We start from the raw sequence: 25,999 nt of genomic DNA, 5'->3' as shown, positions 1-25,999 counted from the left end.
GCAGCCGGCATCCAGCCCGCCTATTCCGGCAAGTTCGGCAGCTTCACGCTCGACTTGAGAAACGTCACCCTCACCGAGGACAAGACGGTCGACGTCAGCGGAAGGTTCGGTGAGGTCGAGGTGATACTCCCGCCGGACATGGATGTCGAGAACCACTGCACGGTCGTGTTCGGCGACTCCAACTGCCTCGGTGACGGCATCGACGGCGGCGCCGACGGCATCGGCGGTCACATCTTGACCCTGAACGCAGATGTCAAATTCGGAGGCCTGGAGGTGCGTCGTGGCTGACACAAACGAGACTCGAGACAGCGACCGGACCCCAACGCGGAGAGGGCCGTCGGTGGTCATGCTCCTCTCTGGTCTGGCGGCGCTTTTCGTGAGCGGTTGGGCGCTTGCCGGTCAGTCCTTCGCGGTCACCCTGGAAGACAACATCGAATTTCGATGGGTGTTCGTGGCCATGGCAGTCCTGGTCGGCGTAGTGCTCGTGTTCACGCCGAGCCGACGCAAGTAGCCGTTCCAACGCCCGCCCCTTTCGAGGCCCCGGTCACCTGATGTGTGCTGGGGCCTGATCTCTGACGATGCTCGTCAGGAGTCGTCTCCCTAGGAAATGGTGCGCACCGGTGACGTACGACACGGTGTGTCACCTTTCTGCGCTCTGCCCCGTCCTTGTCCGTGAAGTGATCGTCGGTTGCCCGCGCAGTGTGGTGACGGGCACGTGAAAGGAGCTAGGGAGCATGAGACTTGCGGTAGTTGGTGGAACCGGGCTGGTCGGGTCGAAGGTCGTCGCGCGTGCGCGGGAGGCAGGTATCGAGACCGTCGTGATCGCCCGCTCCACCGGGGTCGACTTGATGACCGGTGACGGTCTCGATGCGGCGCTGGAAGGTTGCGATGCTGTCGTGGACGTGTCGAACAAGACAGTGATGCGAGCACGTCCGGCTGTCCGGTACTTCGGGCAAGCGGCAGCGAATCTCGTTGCGGCCGCAGAGCGTGCGGGCGTCGGTCATCTCGTGACGTTGTCGATCGTCGGGATAGACGCGATCGACTTCGGCTACTACCTGGGTAAGCGCGAACAAGAGGAATGCGTCCGCGCCGGTGCGGTTCCGTGGACCATCGTCCGTGCCACACACTTCTTCGAGTATCCCGAGCCGCTACTCGAGTCGAAGTCACGGGCCGTCGCCATTCCACGGATTCTGTGCCAGCCGGTCGCCGCCGACGACGTTGCGGAGTTTCTGGTGCGGACTTCGCAGCGCGATCCTGCATGGGGAACCGTCTCGATCGCCGGGCCGCGGCAGGAGCAGGTGGTCGACATGGCCCGTCGGATCGTCGCAGCACGCCATACTCGTCGACTGGTGGTACCGATCACTATGCCCGGGAAGGTGGGAAAAGCGATGGCTACGGGCGGCCTCATCCCACAAGGCGACTATCTGAGTACCACAACAACGTTCGATGACTACCTCGCCACCATCTGATCATGTCGCGCAGTGCCGAGCCCTTGCGGTACTGATGATTTGACGGGATCGCCCGAAGTGGGTCGGGCAACCGGCTCACTTTGGCGATGTAGTAGTTGTTCACCGGATCGGTTTCGATCTCCGCGTCGTCGCAGACCTGCTCCGCGTTGCGAGCGTTGTCTGTCACGCCCAGGTCTACTCCCACTCGATGGTGCCTGGCGGTTTGCTCGTAATGTCCAGAATGACGCGATTGACGTCGTGCACCTCGTTGGTGATCCGGGTGGAGATCCGCTCGAGAACGTCGTAGGGCAACCGTGTCCAGTCCGCGGTCATCGCGTCCTCGCTCGAAACGGGCCGAAGCACGATCGGGTGACCGTAAGTGCGACCGTCACCCTGCACGCCGACACTACGAACGTCGGCCAACAGCACCACCGGGCACTGCCAGATCTGACTGTCGAGCCCTGCGGCCGTCAACTCCTCGCGCGCAATGGAATCCGCGTGACGCAGGATCTCGAGTCGCTCCTGCGTAACCTCTCCGATAATGCGGATGCCGAGTCCGGGACCGGGGAACGGCTGTCGGCGCACGATCTCGTCGGGCAGACCCAGCTCGCGCCCCACGGCACGGACCTCGTCCTTGAACAGCAGTCGAAGCGGCTCGACGAGCTTGAACTGCAAGTCCTCCGGCAGTCCGCCCACGTTGTGATGGCTCTTGATGTTGGCGGTGCCCGTTCCACCGCCGGACTCTACGACGTCCGGATAGAGCGTGCCCTGGACCAGGAATTCGACCGCGTCACCGTGTGCGGCGTTCTCGCCCAACACATCGCTGACCGCACCCTCGAAGCTGCGGATGAACTCTCGGCCGATGATCTTGCGCTTGGTTTCCGGGTCGGACACTCCGGCCAGTTCGCCGATGAAGGTCTCGGCAGCGTCGACGGTGATCAGCTTGGCGCCGGTGGCGGCAACGAAGTCCTTTTCCACCTGCACCCGCTCACCTGCACGCATGAGGCCGTGATCGACGAACACACAAGTCAAGTTGTCGCCCACCGCCCGCTGCACGAGCGCCGCCGCGACCGCAGAGTCGACACCGCCGGAGAGTCCACAGATGGCCTTGCCGTCACCGACCTGTTCACGAACCTGCTCGACGAGTGCGTCGGCGATATTCGCCGGCGTCCAGGCGGCGGGAATTCCCGCTATCTCATGCAAGAACCGGCTCAGCACCTGCTGTCCGTGCGGCGAATGCAGGACCTCAGGGTGATACTGCACCCCCGCGAACTTGCGGGCCCGGTCCTCGAATGCGGCGACGGGCGCGCCCGCACTCGTGGCCGTCACCTCGAACCCCTCGGGCGCCTCGGTGACCGCGTCGCCGTGACTCATCCACACGGGCTGATTCGACGGCAGACCATCGTGCAGCAATCCGCCCCGTACCGACAATTCTGTTCGGCCGTATTCGCGGGTGCCGGTGTGCGCCACTGTTCCGCCGAGAGCGCCGGCCATGGCTTGAAATCCGTAGCAGATACCGAATACCGGCACTTTCAGGTCGAATAAGGCCGCGTCCAGCTGGGGCGCACCTTCCTCGTACACGCTCGACGGCCCGCCCGAGAGCACCACGGCGAGGGGATTTCTGGCCGCGATCTCCGCGACGGTCGCGGTGTGCGGAATCACCTCGGAGTAGACCTTGGCCTCGCGCACACGCCGGGCGATCAGCTGCGCATACTGCGCGCCGAAGTCGACGACGAGAACCGGTCTCTGCTGCTCGATATCTGTCACCGGGTCAGTCTAAGCCGCGCGGCACCACGACCCGCGCGGCCCCATGACCGGACCCGACCGGCGACTAGGCGACGCCGTGCTTGCTCTTCTTCGACGCTTTGGCACCACTGCGGATCTCGACGATCGGCAGTACCAGAGCAGCGGGAGCATCCGCTGGCACTACCGGCTTGACCGGCGCGACCGGGTTCAGGCGCCTGTACCCCTCGCCCTGCGCGGGACGCTGATCCTGCTCACCCTTGTTCGGCCACAGAGACGCCGCACGCTCGGCCTGCGCCGAAATGGTCAGGGACGGGTTGACGCCCAGATTCGCCGACACGGCGGCGCCGTCGACCACACTCAGCGTCGGGTATCCCCAAACGCGGTGGTACGGATCGATGACGCCCTTCGACGGCTCCGAGGAGATCGCGCAGCCACCAAGGAAGTGCGCGGTCAGCGGGATGTTGAACACATCTCCCCAGGTTCCACCCGCCTCGCCGTCGATCTTCTTCGCGATACGACGGGTGGCCTCGTTGCCCACCGGAATCCAGCTCGGGTTCGGCTCCCCGTGGCCCTGCTTGCTCGTGACCTTGCGCCGACCGAACAGGCCCTTCTTGGTGTAAGTCGTGATGGAGTTGTCGAGGTTCTGCATCACGAGCGCGATGATGGTGCGCTCGCTCCACTTGTAAGGAGTGAGCGCCCGCACCGCGGTCGGGTTCTTCGCCAGCTCCTTGAGGAACGTCAACCATCGCCTGCCGCCACCGTCGGTCAGCAAGGTCTGGAGCATGGCCATGGAGTTCGACCCCTTGCCGTACCGCACCGGCTCGACGTGGGTGTCGGACGTCGGGTGGAACGACGACGTGATGGCTACGCCCTTGGTCAGCTCGAGGGCAGGGTCCACCGTCTTCCTGGCGGCGCCGAGGATCGATTCGGAGTTGGTGCGGGTGAGCACACCGAGTTGGTCGGAGATCTTGGGCAATGCGCCCGAATCCTTCTGGTCGAACAACAGATGCTGCGTGCCCCACGTGCCTGCGGCGAGAACGACGTGGGCGGCGGTGTACGTCTTGCGGCCCCTTCGCTTGCGCGGGCCCGTGCGCCGGGTGCTGACGTGCCACGTCCCGTCGTAGGCCTCGCGCAGCCCCGTCACCGTTGTCATCGGGATGATCTCGGCGCCGGCCTTCTCGGCAAGCCCCAGGTAGTTCTTGAGCAGCGTGTTCTTTGCGCCGTGGCGGCACCCGGTCATGCACTCACCGCACTCGATGCAGCCGGTGCGGTCTGGCCCGACGCCGCCGAAATAGGGGTCGGACACGGTCTTGCCGGGCTCACCGAAGAAGACGCCCACCGGTGTCTGGATGAACGTCTCGCCGACCCCCATGTCTTCGGCTACCGACTTGATGATCTCGTCGGCGGGGGTCATGTGCGGGTTCTGCACCACGCCGAGCATCTTGCGGGCTTGCTCGTAGTACGGGGTGAGTTCGTCGTGCCAATCGGTGATGTGTGCCCACTGCTTGTCTTCGAAGAAGGGGGCAGGCGGCTTGTAGAGCGTGTTGGCGTAGTTGAGCGAGCCACCACCGACTCCCGCGCCGGCGAGGATCAGGCAGTCACGCAGAACGTGGACGCGCTGAATACCGAAGAATCCCAGGGCAGGTGCCCACAGGAACTTCTTGAGATCCCAACTCGTCTTGGCGAAGTCGGCGTCCGCATAGCGACGGCCAGCCTCGAGGATGCCGACCTTGTAGCCCTTTTCCACCAATCGGAGCGCGGTGACACTGCCACCGAATCCGGAACCGACGACGAGGACGTCGTAGTCCGTCGCGCGCTGCTTGCTCATCACTGGACCTCCAAGAGACCTGAACTATTACCCGCCAGTATGCACCGAGCGAATGTGACAGTTGCCACAAGGGCCATCTAATTAACCGTAACGCAAGGTATCAGAAACGGGTTCGGGTCGGGGACTCTCTGATGACGAACGGGTTCCACGAAGAGACGAGTGGTCGAAGAACTTGGCGCGCATTCTCCTTTCCGAAAGGTGAGCGCGAGGCCCAACCAAGCGCCCGAAATCCCAGCTCACCTAGCGGACGAGCGTCACCGCGACCACGCCGAGCGGTTCCGGCGCGGTGGTCCGATCGCCGATCTGATGCCGTTCGACTCGGCAGCAATGCGAGTGCCGGTTCACAAGATCGAGGGCGAGTCAGATGCGGCACCGAAGGTGAATTGCGAATCTCGACTAACCGAATTCGAGTTGAACACCTGTCGCGCAGGCCGAATCAGATTTGAATCACCGCTCAGGTTGTGCTGTGATCCCTCGGTGTTCGAGAACAACGAGATCACTGGAGTGAGCCGACGCGGTGTGTTGCGCGGCTCGATGGTGGTTGCCGCAGCGGGGTTGGCTGCAGCGGCTACGGGACGCGCTTCGGCGGGCACCCTGTCACCGGGATTCGCCCACGGCATCGCCTCCGGTGATCCCCTCCCCGACCGGGTGATCATCTGGACACGGGTTACTCCATCCGCCGACGCACTACCCGGCTCAGGTGTGGGGCCGAATGTTCAACTGTCCTGGCAGGTAGCAACCGATTCGGACTTCGCGAACGTCGTACGCAGCGGCACCGCCGGCGCCGGGTCGGACACCGACCACACCGTGAAGGTCGACGTCACCGGCCTGCGCCCGGGCACCTCGTACTTCTACCGGTTTACGGCGCTCGGTCAGACATCTCCGGTCGGGCGCACGCGTACCGCACCCGCAACCGATGCCGACCTCGAGCGGCTGAGATTCGGCGTCGTCTCGTGTTCGAACTGGGAGGGCGGCTACTTCGCGTCGTACCGCCACCTCGCCGATCGCGAAGACCTCGACGCGATCATCCACCTCGGCGACTACATCTACGAATACGGTCACGGCGGATACGGCGCCCGCAACGGTTCTGTTCGACTGCACGATCCGGCACACGACATCGTCTCGCTCGCCGACTACCGGATCCGGCACGCGCAGTACAAGACCGACCCCGACCTCATGGGCTTGCACGCCAAGGTTCCGTTCATCGCGACGTGGGACGACCACGAATCCGCCGACAACGCGTACGAGGCCGGCTCCCTGGACCACGATCCGGCCACCGATGGGGACTGGGCTACGCGTAGGGCCGCCTCTATGCAGGCCTACTTCGAGTGGATGCCGGTGCGCGTGAACGGAACGGGTAGCGACGCCGCGCTCTACCGCCGTTTCCAGTTCGGCAATCTCGCCGAACTCTCCATGCTCGACCTGCGTACCTACCGCGACGAGCAGGCCTCCACGGGTGCCGGGTGGCGCGATTCCAATTCCCCGGATCGAACGATTACCGGTCGCGCGCAGATGGATTGGCTGACCAGCGGTATCACCACCTCTTCGGCGCAGTGGAAGCTCGTCGGCAACCCGGTGATGATCTCCCCCTTGGTGTTCCCACCGCTCGATGAGCGCACCACGGGTGCGATCACCGAGATGGTCGGATTGCCCGACGCCGGCATCCCTTACAGCACCGACCAGTGGGACGGCTACACCGCCGACCGCCGCAGGCTTTTCGACGCGATCACCGAGAACGGGGTCGGCAACACCGTCTTCCTCACCGGTGACATCCACACCTCATGGGCGATCGACCTGCCGGTCAATGCCGCGGACTACCCGGGCGCCGGCACTGTCGGCACCGAGTTCATCGTCCCGTCGGTTACGTCCTCCAACGTCGACGAGATGCTCGGCGTTCCTCCACGCACCGCATCCATCGCCGTCGAAGAGGCCTTCAAGGGGATGAATCGGCATCTACGGTACGTCGAACTCGACTCCAACGGATACGGCGTGTTCGAGGTGAACAAACAAGGAGCGCAGATGGACTGGTTCTACGTCAGTGATGTGACCGACAAGCACGCCACCGTGCGGCACGCGATGAGCTACGGCGTCGCCGATGGCTCTCAGCAGGCCCGCCCGGTAGCGGGCCCGCTCGATCCTGCCGGCTACCGGCCGGGAGCGGGCGCATGAGCGGCACACTGACCCGGCGCGACGTGCTGATCGGCGGGACCGCGATCGCAGGAGGCGTCGCAGTCGCCGGATTGGCCGGCCAGGGTACGGCCGCAGCCCAGGCCCCCGGCATGGCGGTGCGCGACGACCTCGATGTGCATGTGCTCGTCGTCGACGGCATGCGCCCGGACGAACTGAATCCGTCCCTCACCCCAGCGCTTACCGGTCTCGCCGCTGACGGCACGCTGTACCCCGACGCGTCCTCGGTCATGATCGCGGAGACACTACCCAACCACGCCGCGATGATGACCGGCGTGCTGCCGTACCGCAACGGTATTCCCTCCAATACGATCTACGACCGCCAGATCGATGACACCAGAACCCTCGGCAGTGCAAGCGATCTGCAGGCCGCGACGGTGCTCGACCGCGTCCGCACCGAGCTGGGGCTGACCACCGCGAGCGTGCTCTCCAAGGACTACTTGCACGGGTTGTTCGGCAACCGGGCGTCGGTGGTCTGGGATCCGTTCCCGCTGCTGCCCGGCACCGAGCATGCGCCCGACAACTTCACGGTCGAGGCACTGATCCAGATCGTGGATGAGCATTCGCCTCGGCTGACGTTCACCAATCTCGGCGACGTCGACCGCGTGGGTCATCTCGACCTGTCGGGGCCCTCGACCCGCATCGCGCGCACCGCGGCCCTGCGCAACACGGACGGCCAGGTGCAGCGGTTCGTCGACTTCCTGCGCGCATCGGGCCGCTGGGAGCGCAGTGTGCTGATCGTACTCGCGGACCACTCGATGGACTGGTCTGTGCCGACCAACCTGATCGGTCTCGACCGCCCGCTCAACGCGGATCCCCTTCTCGCCGGCCAGATCCGGATTGCCGACAACGGCGGCGCCGACCTCATCTACTTCGTGGGCGACGATGCGCGGCGCAGCGAGGCAGTCGAGCGGATCAAGCAGATCGCAGCCGGAGTTCCGGGTGTCGAATCGGTGCGCACCCCCGCGGAACTCGATCTCGGTGACCTCGCCGGTGACGTTGTGGCGTTCTGCGCTCCGGGTTGGCGGTTCAGCGATCCGACACCCCTGTCGAACCCGATCCCCGGCAACCACGGCCACAACGTGACGTTGCCGATCCCGTTCTTTGTCACCGGTGGCCATCAGATGGTGGGTCGCGGCCTGCGCATCGACGACGTCCAGGCTCGCACCATAGACGTCGCACCGACCGTTGCAAGCATGTTCGGTCTTGGTGCACCCGAGGGTGGTTGGGACGGCGCCAGCAGGATCGAGGGTCTCGTCGTCGCCTGACGGCTCGAATTCCCCGATCCCGCGGCGATCGACTCCGATTACATTCGGATACATGAGCGCACAACCTGTCGCCCGCCGTCGCCGTCACGCACTCTGGATCACCACGGTGGTCGCGGTGCTGGCGGTGGCTGCGGGCGCCATGCTGTTGTGGGTGCCGTCGCGGTATCTGCCCTGGGACACAGCGCCGTTCCCCGACGTCGACCGGACTGCATTGACGACGACGCAGGCGCAGATCGTCGATTTGCTCGAGACTGAACACACCGCGCAACGCCCGGGCACCTTCTACTCGGACGGCGTCAGGGAGCCGTGGTGCGCGAACTTCGTCAGCTGGATCATGCGCGAGGCCGGTGATCCGCTGTCGAACCCGCACTCCGGGTCCTGGCGCATCCCCGGCGTCTACACGCTGCGGGAGTACTACGAGTCCGAGGGCCGGTACGAGCCGATCGGCAACGGCTATCGACCCAAGACCGGTGACGTGGTGCTGTACGACAACGAGTTTCGGCTCGGTCAACACACCAACTTCGTCGTTACTGTCGACGGCGACACCGCGACCACCGTCGGCGGCAACGAGCGCGGGAAAATTCGGGTGCATCACCTCGACTGGCAGTCGGATCGCGCAGTCATCGGGTTCGGTCGCCTCGACTAGGCTACCGCTAGTGGTGGCCCTGTAGAAGCGGTCAGTTTCGGCACGAGCACCATGAGTGCTGCCGAGGAGCGATGCAACATCACCGGCCGACGTCCTGCAACTCCCGCTCCCTCTCAGGCAAGTAACGGGCGATGATGCTCGCGGTCTCCTCGATCCCGACGCACCGCTCCTCCTCGTCCTGGTCCGACCGCGAGGGGAAGAAGAGTCGGGAGACACCCAAGATGCCGTAGCTGGTTTCCATGCTCACATCGCAAATGCCCTCGGTCGGTACCTCTAGCAGTGCGCGGCGCCCGTCGAGCATTATCGGCGTGGCGTAGTCCTTTGACTTCTCCTGCTGCTCGGCGAACGTGATGTTCGACGAGAACACACCCAGCCCGTACTTGCGTTGCGGGGTCCTGAACGAACAGATCAGGAAGGTGTGATAGTCGGCGGCGACAGCATCCTCATCCTTGGACTCCGGATCGTAACCCGCCTCCACCAACGCCTCATCCGGAATATCGAGACACGGATCGAACACCACCCACGGCCGATCCGACTGATCCACCTGACGCGGCACCCGAACGGTCGGAGAGAGCGGCGCGGGCTCCGACGCCGACGCAGCCTCCGGTGCCTCGACGGGAGACCCACAAGCGGTGAGGATCGATGCGAACACCAAGAGTGCGGCGACGGAGGTGCGACGCAGCATCACCGGCCGGCGTCCTGCAACTCCCGCTCCCTCTCAGGCAAATAGCGGGCGATGATGCTCGCGGTCTCCTCGATCCCGACGCATCGCTCCTCCTCGGTGTTCTGGTCCGACCGCGTAAGTTGAATGAGACGGGAAACGATCAGGATCCCGTAGCTGGTTTCCATGCTGATGGCGCAACTGATCGTGGATGACGTCTTGCGCAGTGCGCGACGCCCGTCGAACTCGATCGGCGTGGAATAGTCCTTCACCTTCTCCTGCTCCTCGGCGAAGGTGATATTCGCCGAGAACACACCCAGCCCGTACTGGCGTTGCGGGGTGTCGAAATTACAGATCAGGAACGTGTGATAGTCGGCGGCGACAGCATCCTCATCCTTGGACTCCGGATCGTAACCCGCCTCCACCAACGCCTCATCCGGAATATCGAGACACGGATCGAACACCACCCACGGCCGATCCGACTGATCCACCTGACGCGGCACCCGAACAGTCGGAGACGACGGTACGGTCTCCGACGCCGACGCAGCCTCCGGTTCAGCAGCAGGAGACCCACAAGCAGTCAGGATCGACGCGAACACCAAGAATGCGGCGACGGAGGTGCGGCGCAGCATCATCGGTCCACCTGCGGGTCGAGACTGTTCAGCACCCGGGCGAACTGCCCATCGGTGTCGGCGAAGGCCTCGCCGCCGGACGCGAACGCTTCCCGCATCGCCACGATGACGGCTTGATACTCTTTGAGTCGCTGGATAACCGTCTCCCCCTTGCGCTTGTACCCAGCCTCGAGTTGGTGTCCAATCCGGAAATCACCGAACCCGCTCACATTCTGAAGTCCGTTCGCTTCCCTGAGTGCATTGTCGATCGAATCCAGCATCTGATCGCAGACACGCACACACTGTTCGATCGCTTCCGGTTCGAGACGCAGCCCCATCAATCCCCCTCATCATGACCGCGACCCTCACGCCGCCCCGGGAATGGTACGCGGCCTCAACTGAAATCCGAACCGGAGGGCAATTGGCCTTTCACAAACGGCCACCTCAGGCGCGGACGGTCAGCCCGACCTTCTGGAACTCCTTGAGATCCGAGTATCCCGACTTGGCCATCGAGCGACGCAGGCCACCAACGAAGTTCAGGGAACCGAGGGGGTCGTCGGAAGGTCCGGTGAGGACTTTGTCGAGCGAGGGACGGTCGCCGAACGAGACCGGCAGCAACGCACCGCGAGGAACCGAAGGATGCGCAGCAACCGACGGCCAGAACCAACCGCCGCCCGGCGCCTCCTCGGCCACGGCCAGCGGTGCGCCGAGCACGGCAGCGTCCGCACCGCAGGCGATGGCCTTGGCGAGGTCGCCCGAAGACGCGATGTCGCCGTCGGCGATGACGTGGACGTAGCGACCGCCCGTCTCGTCCAGATAGTCCCGGCGGGCCGCGGCCGCATCCGCGATCGCCGTTGCCATAGGAACTCCGATACCGAGGACCTCACCGGTCGTCGTAGCCCCCTCCGTGGAGCCGTACCCGACGATGACACCCGCCGCGCCCGTGCGCATCAGGTGCAGCGCGGTCCGATGATCGCTCACCCCGCCCGCGACGACGGGGACATCGAGTTCGGAGATGAACGTCTTGAGGTTCAGCGGCTCGCTGTCGCCGTGGGCGACGTGTTCGGCGGAGATGATCGTGCCGTGCACGACCAGCAGGTCGATACCCGCCTCGAGCAGCAGTGGGGTGAGCGCTCGCGCGTTCTGCGGGCTGACGCGCACCGCGGTTGTGACGCCGGCCTCACGAACCTGGGCCACCGCAGCGGCGAGAAGACCCGGCTGCAGTGGTGCCGCGTGCAACTCCTGCAGCTTCTTGATCGGCACATCGACGTCACCCGAATCCGCCAGTGTGACCAGTTCGTCGAGCTTCGCCTCGACGTCGGCGTGCCGGCCCCACAGACCCTCACCGTTGATGACTCCGAGGCCACCGCGCTTGCCGAGTTCGATCGCGAACGACGGGGACACGATCGCGTCGGTGGGATGCGCCAGCACAGGGATGTCGAACCTGTATGCGTCGAGCTGCCAGGCTGTTGACACTTCCTTGGACGATCGCGTCCGCCGGGAGGGGACTATGTCGATGTCGTCCAGCTCATAGGTTCGTCGGGCCGTTCGGCCCATGCCGATCTCAACGAGGTCGCGCACACGCGTCCCTTTCTCGTGAATCGTGAGGTTGCTAGCGGGCGGTGTAGTTGGGAGCTTCGACCGTCATCGTGATGTCGTGCGGGTGGCTCTCCTTCAGGCCCGCAGCAGTGATCTGGACGAACTGCGCCTCCTGGAGTTCCTCGATCGAGGAAGCTCCCGTGTAGCCCATCGCCGCCCGCAAACCGCCTGTGAGCTGATGGGTGACCTGAGACAGTGGGCCACGGAACGCGACTCGGCCCTCGATACCCTCCGGGACGAGCTTGTCCTCGGAGAGCACATCGTCCTGGAAGTAGCGATCCTTGGAATACGACTTCCCCGCACCGCGGCTCTGCATGGCACCGAGGGAACCCATTCCGCGGTAGCTCTTGTACTGCTTGCCGTTCACCAGAATCAGCTCACCCGGCGACTCCGCCGTGCCCGCGAGCAGTGAACCGAGCATGGCTGTCGAAGCCCCCGCTGCAAGCGCCTTGGCGATGTCACCGGAGAACTGGAGTCCACCGTCCGCGATGACCGGCACACCGTGCGGCTTGGCCGCGGCAACCGCCTCGAGGATCGCGGTGATCTGCGGCGCACCGACACCGGCGATGACACGGGTCGTGCAGATCGAACCGGGGCCGACACCGACCTTGACGGCATCCACGCCGGCCTCGATGAGCGCACTCGCGCCGCCACGGGTCGCTACGTTGCCGCCGATGATCTGTACCCGCTCGTCGACCTCGGCCTTGAGCTTCGAGATCATGTCGAGCACACCGGCGGAGTGGCCGTGTGCGCTGTCGACCACGAGCACGTCGACCCCGGCGTCGGTGAGGGCCATCGCCCGGCTCCACGCCTCGTCGCCCACGCCCACGGCCGCACCCACCAGCAGCCGTCCGTCACGGTCCTTGGTGGCGTCCGGGTGCTGCTCGGTCTTCACGAAGTCCTTCACCGTGATGAGGCCGGTCAATTTGCCCTGCCCGTCCACGATCGGCAGCTTCTCGATCTTGTGGCGGCGGAGCAGCCCCAGAGCCACTTCCGCGGTAACGCCTTCCTGAGTGGTGATCAGGGGCGACTTCGTCATCACCTCGGATACCGGGCGGTTCTGATCGACCTCGAATCGCATGTCGCGGTTGGTGATGATGCCGACGAGCTGCCCGGAGTCGTCGGTGACCGGTAGTCCTGAGATTCGGAAACGTGCGCACTTGGCGTCGACGTCGGCGAGGGTGTCGGTCGGCTTACAGGTCACCGGATCCGTGACCATTCCCGCCTCGGACCGCTTGACCGTCTCCACCTGCCCGGCCTGGGCTTCTATCGACAGGTTGCGGTGCAGGACCCCCATTCCACCGGCACGGGCCATCGCGATGGCCATGCGGGCCTCGGTGACGGTGTCCATTGCAGAGCTGACGAGAGGAACCCGCAGTCGAATATCGCGCGTCAATTGGCTGGACGTATCGACCTGGCCCGGGATGACATTCGACGCCGCCGGCAGGAGCAGGACGTCGTCGTACGTAAGACCCAGCATCGCGACCTTGTTGGGGTCATCACCGCCGGTGTGCACATGTCCTGCGGAACTTGTCATGCGGTTGCGGCCCTCCATGGAGAGATAGATGCAGCGCCGGTGACGCCGTCTGCGGTCGGTCGGATCTTCGATCTGGCGCAAAGTTTCGGATTGCGGATACTGGGAAAGAACGGATCGACGATCCCGATTCCCGGCTCCAAACATCATGATATCGGCTCGATGTGATCGTCACAGAGCCTACCCACGCTGGGCGTACGCCGAACGGCTGGCGCAGACGGGGACAACCTGCGTACGGTGGTGCTGTGCGAGATCAATTGCCTCCAGGTCTGCCTCCGGACCCCTTCGCCGGAGACCCGGTCGACCCGTCCACCGCTCTCGACGCGATCGAACCAGGTCAGCCACTTGATCCTCACGAGCGCCTCGCCGTGGAGGAAGATTTGGCCGACCTCACCGTCTACGAGTCGCTGCTGGCTCATCGAGGGATCCGTGGTCTCGTCGTGTGCTGCGAGGACTGCCAGCAAGATCACTATCACGACTGGGACATGCTCCGCGCCAACCTCCTCCAACTGTTGGTCGACGGCACCGTACGCCCGCACGAGCCGGCATACGACCCGACTCCCGAGGCGTACGTCACTTGGGACTACTGCCGCGGCTACGCGGACGCCTCGATGAACGACGCGCTTCATGGGGACGGCCTCGACGCCTGACCTTATCGACCGACTGATACGACTGTGGCCCGACGCATTGAGCGTCGGGCCACAGTCGTATCAAGCCGAATTCCTCCCGGCGTCGACTACCCGCTGCCGGTGAAAGGAACGGTCGTTGGTGCGGTGGTGGGCTCCACTGACGAGGTTCCGTTCGAAGGCTGCCGAACCGGCGGTTCGATGCTCGTCTCCTCCGTCGGCGAAGGAGAAGGCGAAGGAGAAGGCGTGACCGTGACGATGGTGGAGTCCGGTGTCGTCGTCGGCGACATCGTGGGCGACGGCGACTGCCCCGGCGAACTGGCCGGTTCCCCGGGGCCCGCCGTCGGCGCAGCGCTGGTGGGGGACGCATCGGTAGTCGGCACCGTGGATTCCGGTGTCCCGGTGACTGAGGACGGCGGCTCGGTTGTCGCAGTCGGCTCATTCGTGGTGGTCGTGGCGGGGGGTGGTGTCGCTTCCGGTGTGGTGGGCGCAATCTCCTCAACCTCGGCGGCGAGCTTCGAACGCCACCCCTCGAGTTCGCTGCGCACATCCGGTTCGCGTACAGCACCAGCACGGTCTGCAGCGGTTGCCAGCATGTCCCTCGCGCGCGGGGCATCGCCCTCGGCGATCATCCGCTCGGCTTGCTCCAGTTGTGAGGTGGTGTCGATCCTCGCGACCGTAGAGTCTGCCTGCTGACTGAACACGACCGACTTGACGCTCCACAGCGGATCGCCCGGTTCGGCGTTGTAAGAGAAGATCGTGGCGCCGCCCATGACGACCGCGATCCCGGCGGCAGCCGCGGCGAGGGGTCGAAGCAGCCGGAGCCTTCCGAGGGCAGCGCTGCGTGCCGAGCGCGCCTCCGACGCCTCGACGGCCGCGATCACATCGTCGAGCGAAGGGTCGGTCGGCATCGGAGTCGCCCCGATGTCCGCGCGCCAATCGGCCAACAGGAGCGCAAGCTCGTATTGCTCCGGCGAATCCGTCGACACCGGGCCATCGGCAGCGATAGCGTCGATGAACGCATCATCGCGCCGAACAGCCGCTACGTCCACCGGCGCGTCGTCTCCGGGGAGATCGGCATTGGGATTGTTGCCGTCGCGCCCAGTACCCCTAGCCAAACCTCTCACCTGCCCTCGCTACTTCCTTCTTCAGTTTCGCAATGGCTCGGTGTTGAGCCACACGCACAGCTCCCGCAGTACTGCCCACGGCTGCGGCCGTCTCTTCCGCCGACATACCGACCACGAGGCGGAGAATCAGAATCTCCCGATGCTTGTCCGGCAGCGTGCTCAGCAGTTCGTTCATCTGTCTGCTCGCTTCCGAGTCCAGCGCCCTCTGTTCGGGTCCGTCGTCTTTGGCTACGACATCTGGTACTTCGGCGTACGGCTCCGACTTGTTACGTCCGGAGGTCCGATGCGCGTCAGCGACCTTGTGCGCGGCGATCCCATAGACGAACGCCATGAACGGCCGGCCCTGATCCTCGTAGCGAGGCAAGGCCGTCATCACGGCGAGACACACTTCTTGTGCCACGTCATCTGCCGAGAGTTGCCCCCTCTCCGCAGCACCGACCCTGGCTCTGCAGTAGCGCACAACCATGGGCCGAATTGTTTCCAGGACCAGAGCTAGAGCAGCCCGGTCGCCCTGCTTTGCAGCAGAGACGGCTGAGTCCAACTCCTCGCTCGTATTAGTCATCGTGGCTGAACGTCCTGGCGTTACAGTGGCACCACCCGATATGACGGGTGGGCTCCCGCGCTCAGCGGAACACCCCCAAGGGTAACGGTGCCTACCGAGCGGTATTGAACCGGATTCGGGCAAAATTCTCCCGGGAATCTGGCGGTCGGTAGCGTCAGATCCGGAAGCGTCCACCCCTCGCCCGGATAATCTCTTCGCACTCCAGACGAATCCCCTCCGCATGTGAATCATTCGACACACCACTGAGCAACATCGCAGCAGCCCACTTCAGAGGCATGAGGCCGTATTCGTCACACCTGCCGAGTACATCTGCTGCAAGCCGGACCGCGGGGCTCGAATCGGACATTCCGGTCATCGAGGCACTGCGCAACAGATCCGACTTGATGTGATGTCGAACCGACCCGGCAACTCGAGAAATTTCTGCCGCAGCATCGGCGTGGCGCCTGGCGCCCGCGAAGTCTCCGCCGGCCAGGGACAGTTCCGCACTCACCCAGTGATGCCGCACGCGCTGTCGCCACATCGCAAGACCCACACCACCGGTCAGCCGCGTACCGCAGCGATCGAGCAACCGCCAACCCAGTGCCAGCCGACCGCACCCCAGGGCGTCCGCCGCAAGTCCGGTGAGTGCGTCACACCGTGCTTCTCGCATGAGCGGGGTCTCCGCAGCACCCTCACGCCCCATCCCCGCCAGAGCCAGGGCCTTACCGTCGAATCCGGCCGCGATACTGTGCCAGCCGAGCTGCCTCAGGAGCGAGGCCTGTGTGCTCCAAGCCAACGAGGCCACGGAATCTTCCCCGGCGATGCCTGCCAGCGTCGCTAGTTCCGCGCGGGACCGGCTGTAATGCCCCTGCCCGCCCCACGCCACAGCTCGCATCCAGCGCTCTACAGGAACAGCGGACCCCGGGAGCTCGAGTTCGCCCGGGCGGGTACCGAACGCCGCGTCGGCCAGGGACTCGGTCATATCACGGCAGAGAATCGTCGGGTCAGGCACGGGCGACATCATCTCATCGTCCGGACGAGCGGAGCGAAGAACCTCGCCCGTGCGTAACCCGGCATTCCGCACCCATCGAACATCGCACGCATCGGTGTGAATTATCGTTCACAAAAATCAGAATGGCGGACAGAAAGGATGGAAAAAGATTCAACAAGTCGGTTTTTCGGGTCGCTATTCGGGATGGCGTCTATTTTCTTCGATTTGTAGAAATTTCAGATTTCCGCAACCGAAGCTTCTGTTTCGATTATCTGAACATTTGGTTGCGCACGCGGGCACCAATCCGCCCGGGCAGACAAACACTGCGCCTACCTGCATATTTCAGATGAACGTCGCGCAGCGTCCCGGCTTCGGTATCCGCAGTTTGCGCCTCACGAACGTCGAACATGATCACAGATTCATCGGGAAGTAAACATTCTTCAGGGTGATTTTCGGAATTCTCGATATGCAATTTCCCACTTCCCACCCTGTTGACGTGATTTCGCACACGGCCCTACTGTTAGCCATGAAAATGATTCGGTGGCTCGAACCTTCAGGGCGGCAGTGTGTTCGTCGCCTGAGGCGAGTTCGCAAGTAAGGAGCCCATATGCCTGCACCCGACGACCTTCCCGGCGCCAACGCGGATATCTGGGACTGGCAAATGCACGGACTGTGCCGTGGCGTCGACTCCTCGATGTTCTTCCACCCCGACGGCGAGCGGGGACGAGCACGTAAACAGCGAGAGAGGCGCGCCAAGGAGATGTGCAACCGCTGCCCCGTCCTTACCGAGTGTCGTGACCACGCGCTGAGAGTTTCAGAGCCGTACGGAATTTGGGGCGGCATGTCCGAGACCGAACGCGAGGGCCGCACCCGCCAACGCCGCCGGGGTATCGCCGCCTGACCACCCAGCCCAACTAGGCGATCTACCTCCTCCACAACGAGAAGGACCCCCCGCATGCTGATCCATGCGGGGGGTCCTTGCGGGGTGGCTAGTGGCTGTGCCCGTGACCGGCCGACTCTTCCTGCTCCTCCGGCATCTCGACCACTGCACTTTCGGTGGTGAGAATCATCCGCGCGACCGATGCCGCGTTGACCACTGCGGAACGGGTGACCTTGACCGGGTCGACGACACCGTCGGCGAGCAGGTCCCCGTAGGACAAAGTCGCGGCGTTGAACCCGTGGCCCTTGGGCAGCTCGGAAACCTTGCTGGTAACGACGGACCCGTCGAGGCCTGCATTGTTGGCGATCCAGAACAGCGGGGCCTGCAACGCCTCGCGGACGACCCTGACGCCTGTGGCTTCGTCGCCGGTCAGACCGAGGTCGCCGACCAACTCTGCGCCGGCCTGAACCACAGCTGAACCCCCGCCGGGGACGATGCCCTCTGCGACAGCGGCCTTGGCCGCGTTCACGGCATCCTCGACACGGAACTTCCTCTCCTTGAGGTCGGTCTCCGTTGCCGCGCCCACCTTGATGACGGCGACACCGCCGGCCAGCTTCGCCAGCCTCTCCTCGAGCTTCTCGCGGTCCCAGTCGGAGTCCGTGTTCTCGATCTCCCGACGTAGTTGCGCGACACGGCCCTCGATGTCGGCAGGGGTGCCCGCACCGTCGACAATCGTCGTCTCGTCCTTGCTGACCACGATGCGGCGCGCGCTACCGAGCAAGTCCAGCCCGGCGTCCCTCAGCGTCAGCCCCACATCCGAGTTGATGACCGTGCCGCCGGTGACGACGGCGAGGTCTTCGAGGAACGCCTTGCGGCGATCGCCGAAGAAGGGCGCCTTGACCGCGACGGCCTTGACGGTCTTCCGGATGGAGTTGACCACCAACGTTGAGAGCACCTCTCCCTCGACGTCCTCCGCGATGATCAGGAGCGGCTTGCCGCTCTCGGCAACCTTTTCGAGCAGCGGCAGGAAGTCAGGCAGCGAGCTGATCTTCTCGCGGTACAGCAGTACGAGAGCATCCTCATACACGGCCTTCTGTGCGTCGAGGTCCGTGACGAAGTACGGCGAGAGGAAGCCCTTGTCGAACTGAACACCCTCGGTGATCACGAGTTCGGTTGCGAGGGTAGAGGATTCCTCCACCGTGACGACGCCGTCGGAGCCGACGCGCGTGAGAGCCTCGCCGACCATCTCGCCGATCTCCTCGTCACGCGAAGACACGGTAGCGACCTGGGCGATGGACTTCTTGCCTTCGACCGGAGTGGCGGCTGCGAGCAACGTCTCGACGACCTTGTCGGCTGCAGCGCCGATTCCGACACCGAGCGCCATCGGGTTCGCACCCGCCGCAATGTTCTTCAGGCCGCCGCGCACGATGGCTTGCGCCAGCACGGTGGCCGTCGTCGTGCCGTCGCCCGCAACGTCATTCGTCTTGGTGGCGACGCTCTTGACCAGCTGCGCGCCGAGGTTCTCGAACGGGTCCTCGAGCTCGATCTCCCGTGCGATGCTCACACCGTCGTTGGTGACCGTGGGTCCACCGAACGCCTTGGCCAAAACTACGTGGCGGCCACGCGGACCCAAGGTCACCTTGACCGCGTCGGCAAGCTTGTCGACCCCGCGCTCGAGTGACCGGCGCGCGGTTTCGTTGAACTCAATCTGCTTGGACATATGTTCTGTCTTCTCCTGGATCTCAGGGGGTTACGCGCGTGAACGCACTCCGCCCCGGGATCCTGTGGGGACACCGGGGCGGATCACGTATGTCTTACTTGGAGACGACAGCCAGCACGTCGCGTGCCGACAGGATCAAGTACTCCTCACCGGCGTACTTGATCTCGGTTCCGCCGTACTTGGAGTAGATGACCGTGTCACCCTCCTTGACGTCGACCGGGATGCGATTGCCCTGCTCGTTGACGCGGCCTTCGCCGACTGCGACGACGGTGCCCTCCTGGGGCTTCTCCTTGGCCGTGTCGGGAATGACCAGGCCAGAGGCGGTCGTCGTCTCTGCCTCGTTGGCCTGGACGAGGATCTTGTCCTCGAGCGGCTTGATGTTCACGCTCGCCACGATGAGCCCTCCACTTTGGGGTATCTAGGTCCGAGGCCTTCCTCGGACTCTATGTTTGAGTGTTCCGTATACGGCACTTCACACGCCCCGTCGTCGCGGGTGCCGGAGCTCGATCGGCGCCACTTGGCACTCTATACGCGAGAGTGCCAACCCTCAAGGAGCAGGGTCCCGGTGTGGTCTCCGCCGGAACTGGAAACGGAACAAGGATCGGATCGAGGCGTGCGGCCGGAGAATTCGCGCACCTCGACAACCCGATGCCAGTACCGCGAGGTCTTTACTCGAGGCAGGTTCTTACGCGGGTTTCTGAATACTAGGTAAATCGGACATTAACGGTTGATGTAGCGTTGATCACAGAAAGCCTCGCTGTTTAACGATTCGTGACGTATGGTACCGGCGTGGCTGACATCACAAGACGTTCATTCCTGACATTTGCTGGGCTCGGTGCGGTAGGGGCAGTGGGATTGAGTACGCGCCCTTGGGGTTTGCAATACGCAGGCGCGCAACCGCTGCCCACCTCCGGCGCCGGTACCACGCTCGAGGCCGTGGCCCGCCCCAACGGTAGCTCCGGATACCGCAAGCTCATGGCGGGAGCCGGCTGGCCGAATATCGTCCGCGAGGAGCTCGTCTCAGCTCAGGCCGGGCGCGAAGGTCGGCGCACTGCCCTCGCCTCCTTCGTGCAATTAACTGACGTCCACATAGTCGATGCCCAGTCCCCCGCCCGCGTCGAATACCTCCACCCCCTCGAACCCTCGGCCTTCCGCCCCCAGGAGACGCTCACTGCTCAGGGCCTCGCCGCCCTGGTCAGGAGGGTCAACTCGCTCGCCTCCGGCCCGCACACCGGGCGCGCGTTCGACGCAGTCGTGACCACCGGAGACAACACCGACAACAAGGAAACCGTCGAACTGAACTGGTTCCTCACCGCCATGAACGGCGGCACCATCATCCCCAACACCGGCAAGGCCGAATACGAGGGTGTGCAGAACTCGGGTGCAGACCTGTACTGGAACCCTGGCTCGTCGATCCAGGACATGTACAAGAAGGCCGGGTTCCCTGAGCTGCCAGACTTTCTACCCGCCGCACTCACCTCGTTCTCGAGCCCCGGCCTGAACACCCCGTGGTACTGCGTGTTCGGCAATCACGACGATTCGGTACAGGGCACCCTCCCGAACGGCATCGGCCTGCTCGAAGACATGTACATCGGCTCGAAGAAGATGGAGGTGCCCACATCCGAGGAAACGAGTTCCCTGGGCTCCGCCTCCAGTACCGGTAGCGCAGGAGACGTGTTCAACGCACTGGCCGCGTTCACCTCGAAGCCGCGGGAGGTCACACCCGACCTGTCCCGGAAACCCTTCACGCCGGAAGAATTCATTGCGGCACACCTCGATCCGGCCAACGAAGGCCCGGGACCGAGAGGCCACGGTTTCGCGCCGGATGCCGGCCAGACCGGGATCGGCTATTACACCTTCGAGATCGCCCCTGGTGTCATCGGCATCAGCATGGACTCCACCAACCGTGCCGGCTTCATCGACGGCTCGCTCGGCGAGGCACAGTTCAAGTGGATCGAGCAAACCCTGAAGGACGGGAGCAGTCGCTATTTCGACTCGGACGGCTCACCGGTCTCGAATTCCGTCAATGACAGCTGGTTCATCCTGTTCAGCCACCACACCAGTGACACCATGGACAACCTCGAACCGGATCCGACCGACCCGCGCGAACGCCGGATACCCGGTGCCGAGTTGGTGGATCTGCTACACCGGTTCCCGAACGTGCTCGCGTGGGTCAACGGCCACACTCATGAGAACAGGATCACACCACAGCGAGGGGACAACCCGGAGCAGTCGTTCTGGGAGATCAACACCGCATCGCACATCGATTTCCCCCAACTCGGACGAATCATCGAGGTGGCCGACAACCAGGACGGCACGGTCTCCCTCCTCGCCACCCTGTTCGAGGCCGACAGCCCATATTCGGTCGACTACACCGACCTCTCACCCCTGGGGTTGGCATCGCTGTATCGGGAGTTTTCCTTCAACGACATTCACGCCAAGGTAGAACTCAAGACCGGCGGCGAGGGCGACCGCAACGTCGAACTGTTGCTCCCGTCAGGTCGTTGATGCCCATCACACCGGCCCCGGCTTCACTCCGGGCGATGTGGTGAGCGTCACTGCGTCGTGGATCACGGAATCGGCTTTCGGTCGACGATCCCTCGCGTAGTGTGCCCGCGTGGCTGATATCACTCGACGTTCATTCTTGACTTTCGCGGGGCTCGGAGCTGTGGGGGCGGTGGGATTCGGAACGCGCCCTTGGGGTTTGCAATACGCAGGCGCGGTACCGCTACCCACCTCCTCCGCCGCCGCCGGCACCACTCTCGAAGCGGTAGCCAGCCCCGACGGCAGCTCCGGATATCGCCGCCTCGTCGCGGGACCGGGCTGGGCGACGGTCATCCGCGAAGAACTTGCCGAGGCCAAGAGCGGCCGCGAGGACCGGCGCACCGCCCTCGCCTCCTTCGTGCAGATCACGGACGTTCACCTCATTGATACTCAGTCACCGCTGCGCTTCGAGTTCCTCGACTCCTACAACGGCGCCGCCTTCCGCCCCCAGGAGACGCTGACAGTCCAGGGCCTCACCGCCCTGGTCAAGCGAATCAATGCAATCGCATCCGGACCGCACACCCAGCGCAAGTTCGACGCGGTCGTGACCACCGGAGACAACACCGACAACAAGGAATTCGCCGAACTGGAGTGGTTCCTCACCGCCATGAACGGTGGCACCATCACCCCTAACACGGGCGATCCCGACACCTACGAAGGTGTGCAGGACTCGGGTGTGGATCTGTACTGGAACCCAGGAAAGTCGATCCAGGACAAGTACAAGAAGGCCGGATATCCCGACATTCCGGGACTGCTCGACGCCGCTATCGCCCCCTTCTACAGCCCGGGACTGAACACCCCGTGGTACTGCGTGTTCGGCAATCACGACGACACAGTGGTAGGCAGCATTCCGACAGGTGTCCCGCTGCTCGAGCGGATGTACACCGGTTCGTGGAAGTTCATGGAACCGGGATCAGCGGAACAGCTGGACGTCCTCGGCTCCGCCGCCGCCTCCGGCGACGCCGAGCTTGTGTTTGCCACCCTGTCCTCGTTCACCAAGGGGGCACAAAGGGTCACATCCGATCCCGCCCGCAAACCGTTCACGCCACGCGAGTTCATCGCCGAACACCTGAAACCGAAGCACAAAGGCCCAGGCCCCGTCGGCCACGGTTTCGCACCGGATGCGGACGAGACCGGGATCGGCTACTACACCTTCGAGATGGCCCCAGGCGTCGTCGGGATCGGAATGGACTCCACGAACCACGCCGGCTTCGCCGAAGGATCGCTCGGTGAAGAGCAGTTCAAGTGGCTCGAGGATACTTTGATCGCGGGCAGTAGCCGGTACTTCGATACCGACGGCTCACCTGTGTCGCGACAGGGCACCGACACCTGGTTCGTGCTGTTCAGCCACCACACGAGCAGCATGAACAATCTACGCAAGGACCCGACGAACCCGTCGGAGCGCCGAGTGCCCGGCGCCGAGGTGGTGGATCTGCTGCACAGGTTCCCGAACGTGCTCGCGTGGGTCAACGGACACAGCCACAGGAACAAGATCAGGCCCAAGGAGGGGGACACTCCGGGGCAGTCGTTCTGGGAGATCAATACGGCATCGCACATCGACTTCCCCCAACTCGGGCGGATCATCGAGGTGGCCGACAACGAGGACGGCACCATCTCGCTCTTCACCACCTTGTTCGAAGCCGACAGCCCGTATTCCGTCGACTACACCGATCTCTCGCCGACGGGGCTTGCGTCGCTGTACCGGGAATTCGCCTTCAACGACCCCAACGGCAATCCCTCCAAGGGGGGCAAGTCCCGGGACCAGAACGCCGAACTGTTGCTTGTCTCGGACCGTGGCTGAGCCGCTATTCGTCACAAACGACGAATAGCTCAGCTCCAGAAGCGGCGGCGCTTCCGCGGTTCGCTAGTGCCGTCGTCGGCTGGCCCAGCCGACGACGGCCACGACCAGTCGGATGCCCGCACCGATGAGAATCATGTTGCCGACGATCTGCACACTCACAATCGCTCTGGCCGCATCGGCCACCGCGACGATGTCGCCGAAACCCACGGTCGAGAACACCGTGAGTGAGAAGTACAGAGCCCCCATCCGCGTGAGGGGTTCGGAAAAGTATTCGGGATAGCGCTCGGATATCAGCAGGTAGGTCACCGAGAACCCGAGGAGGTAGACAGGCAGGATCACCGCAAGCGCCTCTACTCCTTGGAGCACCGGCGCCTCGGAGGACATGATTCGCTGGATCTGCCAGGCCCCGATCACGAGAACGACGAGGAGGCCGCCGATCAAGACCGCTAGGACAGACAGGTCGTCGATGGATGTCCAGGGCAGCACAAAATACGCTGCCAAGCAGACCGATACCAGCAGCAGCGGACGCATAACCGCGCGCCACAACAAAAGACGACGCTCGCGGTGGCTGAAGTTGCGAGCATCACTTGCGTGTCCCATACGATTCCTTTGGACAACTATGCAGGTGGTCCGGGCTATCGCCGGTAATCCTCGCCTCTGCAGGCGAGGTAGGTAAGCGAAGTCAGCACATTTTCTGTAACGTTCAGATAACAGTCGGCGATACAGAGGAAGGAATTCTCGGCTGAGGTGGACGCTCCGACAGAGACAGCAGGTCACGCGTCAGATATGCAAGGTGGTGTGTGATGGGTACGTCTTTGGGGATGTCGACCGGTGCGGCGGGCGTCGGTTCTGCCCTCGTGACCACATCACCGAACGGGGTACAGAACGTCGAGTTCCGATTCCTCTCCGCTGACCAGTCACATTCCGATCTCGGCGATCTGGTTCGCTCGTCCATCTCACTGATGACCACGCAGGTTCCCGCCGCCCTCGTCACCCCCGATGCGCTCGCTGTCGCCTACCGAACCTCCAAACAGGCCCACGCGATTCGCAACGCCGTCAGCAGGCAGCAGCACCGGGTGCATCTCGTTCCGGAGGCCGCCGCTGCGCTCGCATATCTGCGCTACACCGGCGAAGTAGCCCAGCACACCACCGTGGCCATCGCCGACTTCGGCGAATCCGGACTATCCGTCGTCCTGGTCGATCAGGTGACCGGCGCGGTACTGCACGCTGACCGCACAACTGATGTCAGTGGACGCAAGATAGACGACCTCATCTACGACCACGTCATGGGTAGCCTCCCGGCCGCGCATTCCTCGCGCCACCTGGACCGGCCCCTGCGCTCGGCTCGGTGCCGCGTCGCCAAGGAACAGCTGTCCTCGGAGCCGATCGCGCACATCGACCTCGATCTGCAGGGCATTCGCCCAGTCGAGATCAGCCGCACCACTCTCGACGAAATTTGCGCACCGGCCGTCGCGCTCGCGGTCAAGTTCATCCGCGCCACCATCGCCGACTCGCCGCACCCTCCCGAAGCGCTGGCCCTGATCGGCGGTGTGGCAAACATCCCCGCAATAAGAACTGGCGTCACCGACGCTTTCCCCATGCAGGTGATCGCGGTACCTGAACCCGACACCGCAACGGCAAAGGGGGCGGCGTTGCTCGCCGTTTCCTCGACCATCGACGAGTATCCCGCGAGCGGTTCGAACCGCTCGGTCTCGGTGTCAAAACTGTCCGGGGCAGTGGTCTGTGCGCTCGTGGCCGGTGCACTCGTACTCGGATTCGGTTGGTATGGGCTCACACCGCCCCGCTCTCCCAGCGTGTTCCCGGTGGGCACCGACAACGTGCAAGCCACCGAACAAGTCGCGACTACGACGGCCGCGCCCGCCTCAACCGCGATTCCGTCCAACGCGCCTTCGCCGACATCCGAACACTCGCCGACCAGAGTTGCCCGCAACATAGTCGAGCCAGACGACGGCAACGGCATAGCGGGGGGACTGGCTTCGACGTCCCATCCCACTACCAACGAACCGGCGTCGATCACCCCGACAGTGCTGCCCGCGGCCGAAGCCACCCCGGTGCTCCGCCAGTGGCCGCACATCCAATGGCCTGCGACTCCACCCATGTGGCCAATAGTTCCGGGAATTACCCGCAACGATGCCGACTCGGCACCTCTCGAGGCTACGCAAGATGCGCCCGCGGCGCTCCCCACCACGATGGTCGTCGCACCCAACGCGTTCAGGTGAG

23 protein-coding genes are annotated in these 25,999 nt (G+C 64.1%); 10 read left to right on the top strand and 13 right to left on the bottom strand.

The window, feature by feature from the left end; translation table 11 throughout:
- The first annotated feature begins 280 nt into the window (after window positions 1-280).
- Window positions 281-511, top strand: a complete 231-nt coding sequence (locus BFN03_RS03850; protein ID WP_070377897.1) for a hypothetical protein — start codon at window positions 281-283, stop codon at window positions 509-511.
- A gap of 223 nt (window positions 512-734) precedes the next feature.
- The gene (locus BFN03_RS03845; protein WP_070377896.1) at window positions 735-1,469 is read left to right on the top strand and encodes an SDR family oxidoreductase; all 735 of its coding nucleotides are present in this window, start codon (window positions 735-737) and stop codon (window positions 1,467-1,469) included.
- A 174-nt stretch (window positions 1,470-1,643) separates the two neighbouring features.
- Here BFN03_RS03845 and guaA read toward each other — a convergent pair whose 3' ends face one another.
- On the bottom strand, window positions 1,644-3,215 hold the full coding sequence (guaA, locus tag BFN03_RS03840; RefSeq protein ID WP_070377895.1) for a glutamine-hydrolyzing GMP synthase: 1,572 nt from the start codon (window positions 3,213-3,215) through the stop codon (window positions 1,644-1,646).
- A 64-nt stretch (window positions 3,216-3,279) separates the two neighbouring features.
- A complete protein-coding gene (locus BFN03_RS03835) occupies window positions 3,280-5,022 on the bottom strand; it encodes an FAD-dependent oxidoreductase (protein WP_070377894.1) in 1,743 nt (580 codons plus the stop codon).
- A gap of 534 nt (window positions 5,023-5,556) precedes the next feature.
- Here BFN03_RS03835 and BFN03_RS03830 point away from each other — a divergent pair.
- The 3 genes from BFN03_RS03830 to BFN03_RS03820 are packed head-to-tail and all read left to right on the top strand — an operon-like array spanning window position 5,557 to window position 9,123.
- Window positions 5,557-7,191, top strand: a complete 1,635-nt coding sequence (locus tag BFN03_RS03830; RefSeq protein WP_198163471.1) for an alkaline phosphatase D family protein — start codon at window positions 5,557-5,559, stop codon at window positions 7,189-7,191.
- Window positions 7,188-8,477, top strand: a complete 1,290-nt coding sequence (locus BFN03_RS03825) for an alkaline phosphatase family protein (RefSeq protein WP_070377893.1) — start codon at window positions 7,188-7,190, stop codon at window positions 8,475-8,477. The genes BFN03_RS03830 and BFN03_RS03825 overlap by 4 nt, the downstream gene beginning before the upstream one ends.
- A 52-nt stretch (window positions 8,478-8,529) precedes the next feature.
- Window positions 8,530-9,123, top strand: a complete 594-nt coding sequence (locus tag BFN03_RS03820; protein ID WP_070377892.1) for a CHAP domain-containing protein — start codon at window positions 8,530-8,532, stop codon at window positions 9,121-9,123.
- A 79-nt stretch (window positions 9,124-9,202) separates the two neighbouring features.
- Here the strand turns inward: BFN03_RS03820 and BFN03_RS03815 are convergent, their stop codons facing one another.
- From BFN03_RS03815 to guaB, 5 genes are all read right to left on the bottom strand, one after another.
- Window positions 9,203-9,808 carry a DUF3558 domain-containing protein gene (locus BFN03_RS03815; RefSeq protein WP_084385732.1) on the bottom strand — a complete coding sequence of 202 codons (606 nt, stop codon included), beginning with the start codon at window positions 9,806-9,808 and terminating at the stop codon, window positions 9,203-9,205.
- The gene (locus tag BFN03_RS03810; protein WP_232320432.1) at window positions 9,808-10,419 is read right to left on the bottom strand and encodes a DUF3558 family protein; all 612 of its coding nucleotides are present in this window, start codon (window positions 10,417-10,419) and stop codon (window positions 9,808-9,810) included. The genes BFN03_RS03815 and BFN03_RS03810 overlap by 1 nt, the downstream gene beginning before the upstream one ends.
- Complete coding sequence (locus BFN03_RS03805; RefSeq protein ID WP_070377891.1) at window positions 10,416-10,733, bottom strand: hypothetical protein; 318 nt, start codon at window positions 10,731-10,733, stop codon at window positions 10,416-10,418. Before BFN03_RS03805 ends, BFN03_RS03810 begins: the two co-directional genes overlap by 4 nt.
- Window positions 10,734-10,839: 106 nt before the next feature.
- On the bottom strand, window positions 10,840-11,976 hold the full coding sequence (locus BFN03_RS03800) for a GuaB3 family IMP dehydrogenase-related protein (protein ID WP_070377890.1): 1,137 nt from the start codon (window positions 11,974-11,976) through the stop codon (window positions 10,840-10,842).
- Window positions 11,977-12,007: 31 nt separating this feature from the next.
- On the bottom strand, window positions 12,008-13,531 hold the full coding sequence (guaB, locus tag BFN03_RS03795) for an IMP dehydrogenase (protein WP_070380590.1): 1,524 nt from the start codon (window positions 13,529-13,531) through the stop codon (window positions 12,008-12,010).
- A gap of 242 nt (window positions 13,532-13,773) precedes the next feature.
- Here guaB and BFN03_RS03790 point away from each other — a divergent pair, with 242 nt between their 5' ends.
- The gene (locus BFN03_RS03790) at window positions 13,774-14,178 is read left to right on the top strand and encodes a DUF5319 domain-containing protein (RefSeq protein ID WP_070377889.1); all 405 of its coding nucleotides are present in this window, start codon (window positions 13,774-13,776) and stop codon (window positions 14,176-14,178) included.
- Between the two features lie 86 nt (window positions 14,179-14,264).
- Here BFN03_RS03790 and BFN03_RS03785 read toward each other — a convergent pair whose 3' ends face one another.
- From BFN03_RS03785 to BFN03_RS03775, 3 genes are all read right to left on the bottom strand, one after another.
- A complete protein-coding gene (locus tag BFN03_RS03785) occupies window positions 14,265-15,281 on the bottom strand; it encodes an anti-sigma-D factor RsdA (RefSeq protein ID WP_070377888.1) in 1,017 nt (338 codons plus the stop codon).
- A complete protein-coding gene (locus BFN03_RS03780) occupies window positions 15,265-15,843 on the bottom strand; it encodes a sigma-70 family RNA polymerase sigma factor (RefSeq protein ID WP_070377887.1) in 579 nt (192 codons plus the stop codon). The genes BFN03_RS03785 and BFN03_RS03780 overlap by 17 nt, the downstream gene beginning before the upstream one ends.
- Before the next feature lie 154 nt (window positions 15,844-15,997).
- Window positions 15,998-16,834 carry a hypothetical protein gene (locus BFN03_RS03775; RefSeq protein ID WP_084385730.1) on the bottom strand — a complete coding sequence of 279 codons (837 nt, stop codon included), beginning with the start codon at window positions 16,832-16,834 and terminating at the stop codon, window positions 15,998-16,000.
- A gap of 586 nt (window positions 16,835-17,420) precedes the next feature.
- Here BFN03_RS03775 and BFN03_RS03770 point away from each other — a divergent pair.
- A complete protein-coding gene (locus BFN03_RS03770) occupies window positions 17,421-17,714 on the top strand; it encodes a WhiB family transcriptional regulator (protein WP_070377886.1) in 294 nt (97 codons plus the stop codon).
- A gap of 88 nt (window positions 17,715-17,802) precedes the next feature.
- Here the strand turns inward: BFN03_RS03770 and groL are convergent, their stop codons facing one another.
- Both groL and groES read right to left on the bottom strand, forming a co-directional pair.
- Entirely contained in the window at window positions 17,803-19,413 is a 1,611-nt protein-coding gene (gene groL, locus BFN03_RS03765; protein WP_070377885.1) for a chaperonin GroEL, read from the bottom strand.
- A gap of 94 nt (window positions 19,414-19,507) precedes the next feature.
- Window positions 19,508-19,807, bottom strand: a complete 300-nt coding sequence (gene groES / locus BFN03_RS03760; RefSeq protein ID WP_070377884.1) for a co-chaperone GroES — start codon at window positions 19,805-19,807, stop codon at window positions 19,508-19,510.
- A gap of 395 nt (window positions 19,808-20,202) precedes the next feature.
- Here groES and BFN03_RS03755 point away from each other — a divergent pair, with 395 nt between their 5' ends.
- Window positions 20,203-21,921 (top strand): TIGR03767 family metallophosphoesterase, encoded by a 1,719-nt coding sequence (locus BFN03_RS03755; RefSeq protein WP_070380588.1) that lies wholly within the window; start codon window positions 20,203-20,205, stop codon window positions 21,919-21,921.
- 109 nt (window positions 21,922-22,030) lie between these two features.
- Entirely contained in the window at window positions 22,031-23,758 is a 1,728-nt protein-coding gene (locus tag BFN03_RS03750; RefSeq protein ID WP_070377883.1) for a TIGR03767 family metallophosphoesterase, read from the top strand.
- 63 nt (window positions 23,759-23,821) lie between these two features.
- Here the strand turns inward: BFN03_RS03750 and BFN03_RS03745 are convergent, their stop codons facing one another.
- Window positions 23,822-24,358, bottom strand: a complete 537-nt coding sequence (locus tag BFN03_RS03745; RefSeq protein ID WP_070377882.1) for a potassium channel family protein — start codon at window positions 24,356-24,358, stop codon at window positions 23,822-23,824.
- 203 nt (window positions 24,359-24,561) lie between these two features.
- On the opposite strand from BFN03_RS03745, the gene BFN03_RS03740 reads away from it, so the two are divergent.
- Window positions 24,562-25,998 (top strand): Hsp70 family protein, encoded by a 1,437-nt coding sequence (locus tag BFN03_RS03740; protein ID WP_084385484.1) that lies wholly within the window; start codon window positions 24,562-24,564, stop codon window positions 25,996-25,998.
- Window position 25,999 lies beyond the last annotated feature (1 nt).

It is taken from the genome of Rhodococcus sp. WMMA185, assembly GCF_001767395.1.
Taxonomy (GTDB): Bacteria; Actinomycetota; Actinomycetes; order Mycobacteriales; family Mycobacteriaceae; genus Rhodococcus_F.
Note: the sequence above shows the minus strand (reverse complement) of the source record. Positions and strands in the feature narration are given on the sequence as shown.

Excerpts from the sequence above, each read along its gene's own strand:
- BFN03_RS03845 (WP_070377896.1), top strand. The coding sequence starts at position 735 with ATGAGACTTGCGGTAGTTGGTGGAACCGGGCTGGTCGGGTCGAAGGTC.
- BFN03_RS03835 (WP_070377894.1), bottom strand. The coding sequence starts at position 5,022 with ATGAGCAAGCAGCGCGCGACGGACTACGACGTCCTCGTCGTCGGTTCC.
- BFN03_RS03830 (WP_198163471.1), top strand. The coding sequence starts at position 5,557 with ATGGTGGTTGCCGCAGCGGGGTTGGCTGCAGCGGCTACGGGACGCGCT.
- BFN03_RS03825 (WP_070377893.1), top strand. The coding sequence starts at position 7,188 with ATGAGCGGCACACTGACCCGGCGCGACGTGCTGATCGGCGGGACCGCG.
- BFN03_RS03820 (WP_070377892.1), top strand. The coding sequence starts at position 8,530 with ATGAGCGCACAACCTGTCGCCCGCCGTCGCCGTCACGCACTCTGGATC.
- BFN03_RS03815 (WP_084385732.1), bottom strand. The coding sequence starts at position 9,808 with ATGCTGCGTCGCACCTCCGTCGCCGCACTCTTGGTGTTCGCATCGATC.
- BFN03_RS03810 (WP_232320432.1), bottom strand. The coding sequence starts at position 10,419 with ATGATGCTGCGCCGCACCTCCGTCGCCGCATTCTTGGTGTTCGCGTCG.
- BFN03_RS03805 (WP_070377891.1), bottom strand. The coding sequence starts at position 10,733 with ATGGGGCTGCGTCTCGAACCGGAAGCGATCGAACAGTGTGTGCGTGTC.
- guaB (WP_070380590.1), bottom strand. The coding sequence starts at position 13,531 with ATGACAAGTTCCGCAGGACATGTGCACACCGGCGGTGATGACCCCAAC.
- BFN03_RS03780 (WP_070377887.1), bottom strand. The coding sequence starts at position 15,843 with ATGACTAATACGAGCGAGGAGTTGGACTCAGCCGTCTCTGCTGCAAAG.
- BFN03_RS03770 (WP_070377886.1), top strand. The coding sequence starts at position 17,421 with ATGCCTGCACCCGACGACCTTCCCGGCGCCAACGCGGATATCTGGGAC.
- groL (WP_070377885.1), bottom strand. The coding sequence starts at position 19,413 with ATGTCCAAGCAGATTGAGTTCAACGAAACCGCGCGCCGGTCACTCGAG.
- BFN03_RS03745 (WP_070377882.1), bottom strand. The coding sequence starts at position 24,358 with ATGGGACACGCAAGTGATGCTCGCAACTTCAGCCACCGCGAGCGTCGT.
- BFN03_RS03740 (WP_084385484.1), top strand. The coding sequence starts at position 24,562 with ATGGGTACGTCTTTGGGGATGTCGACCGGTGCGGCGGGCGTCGGTTCT.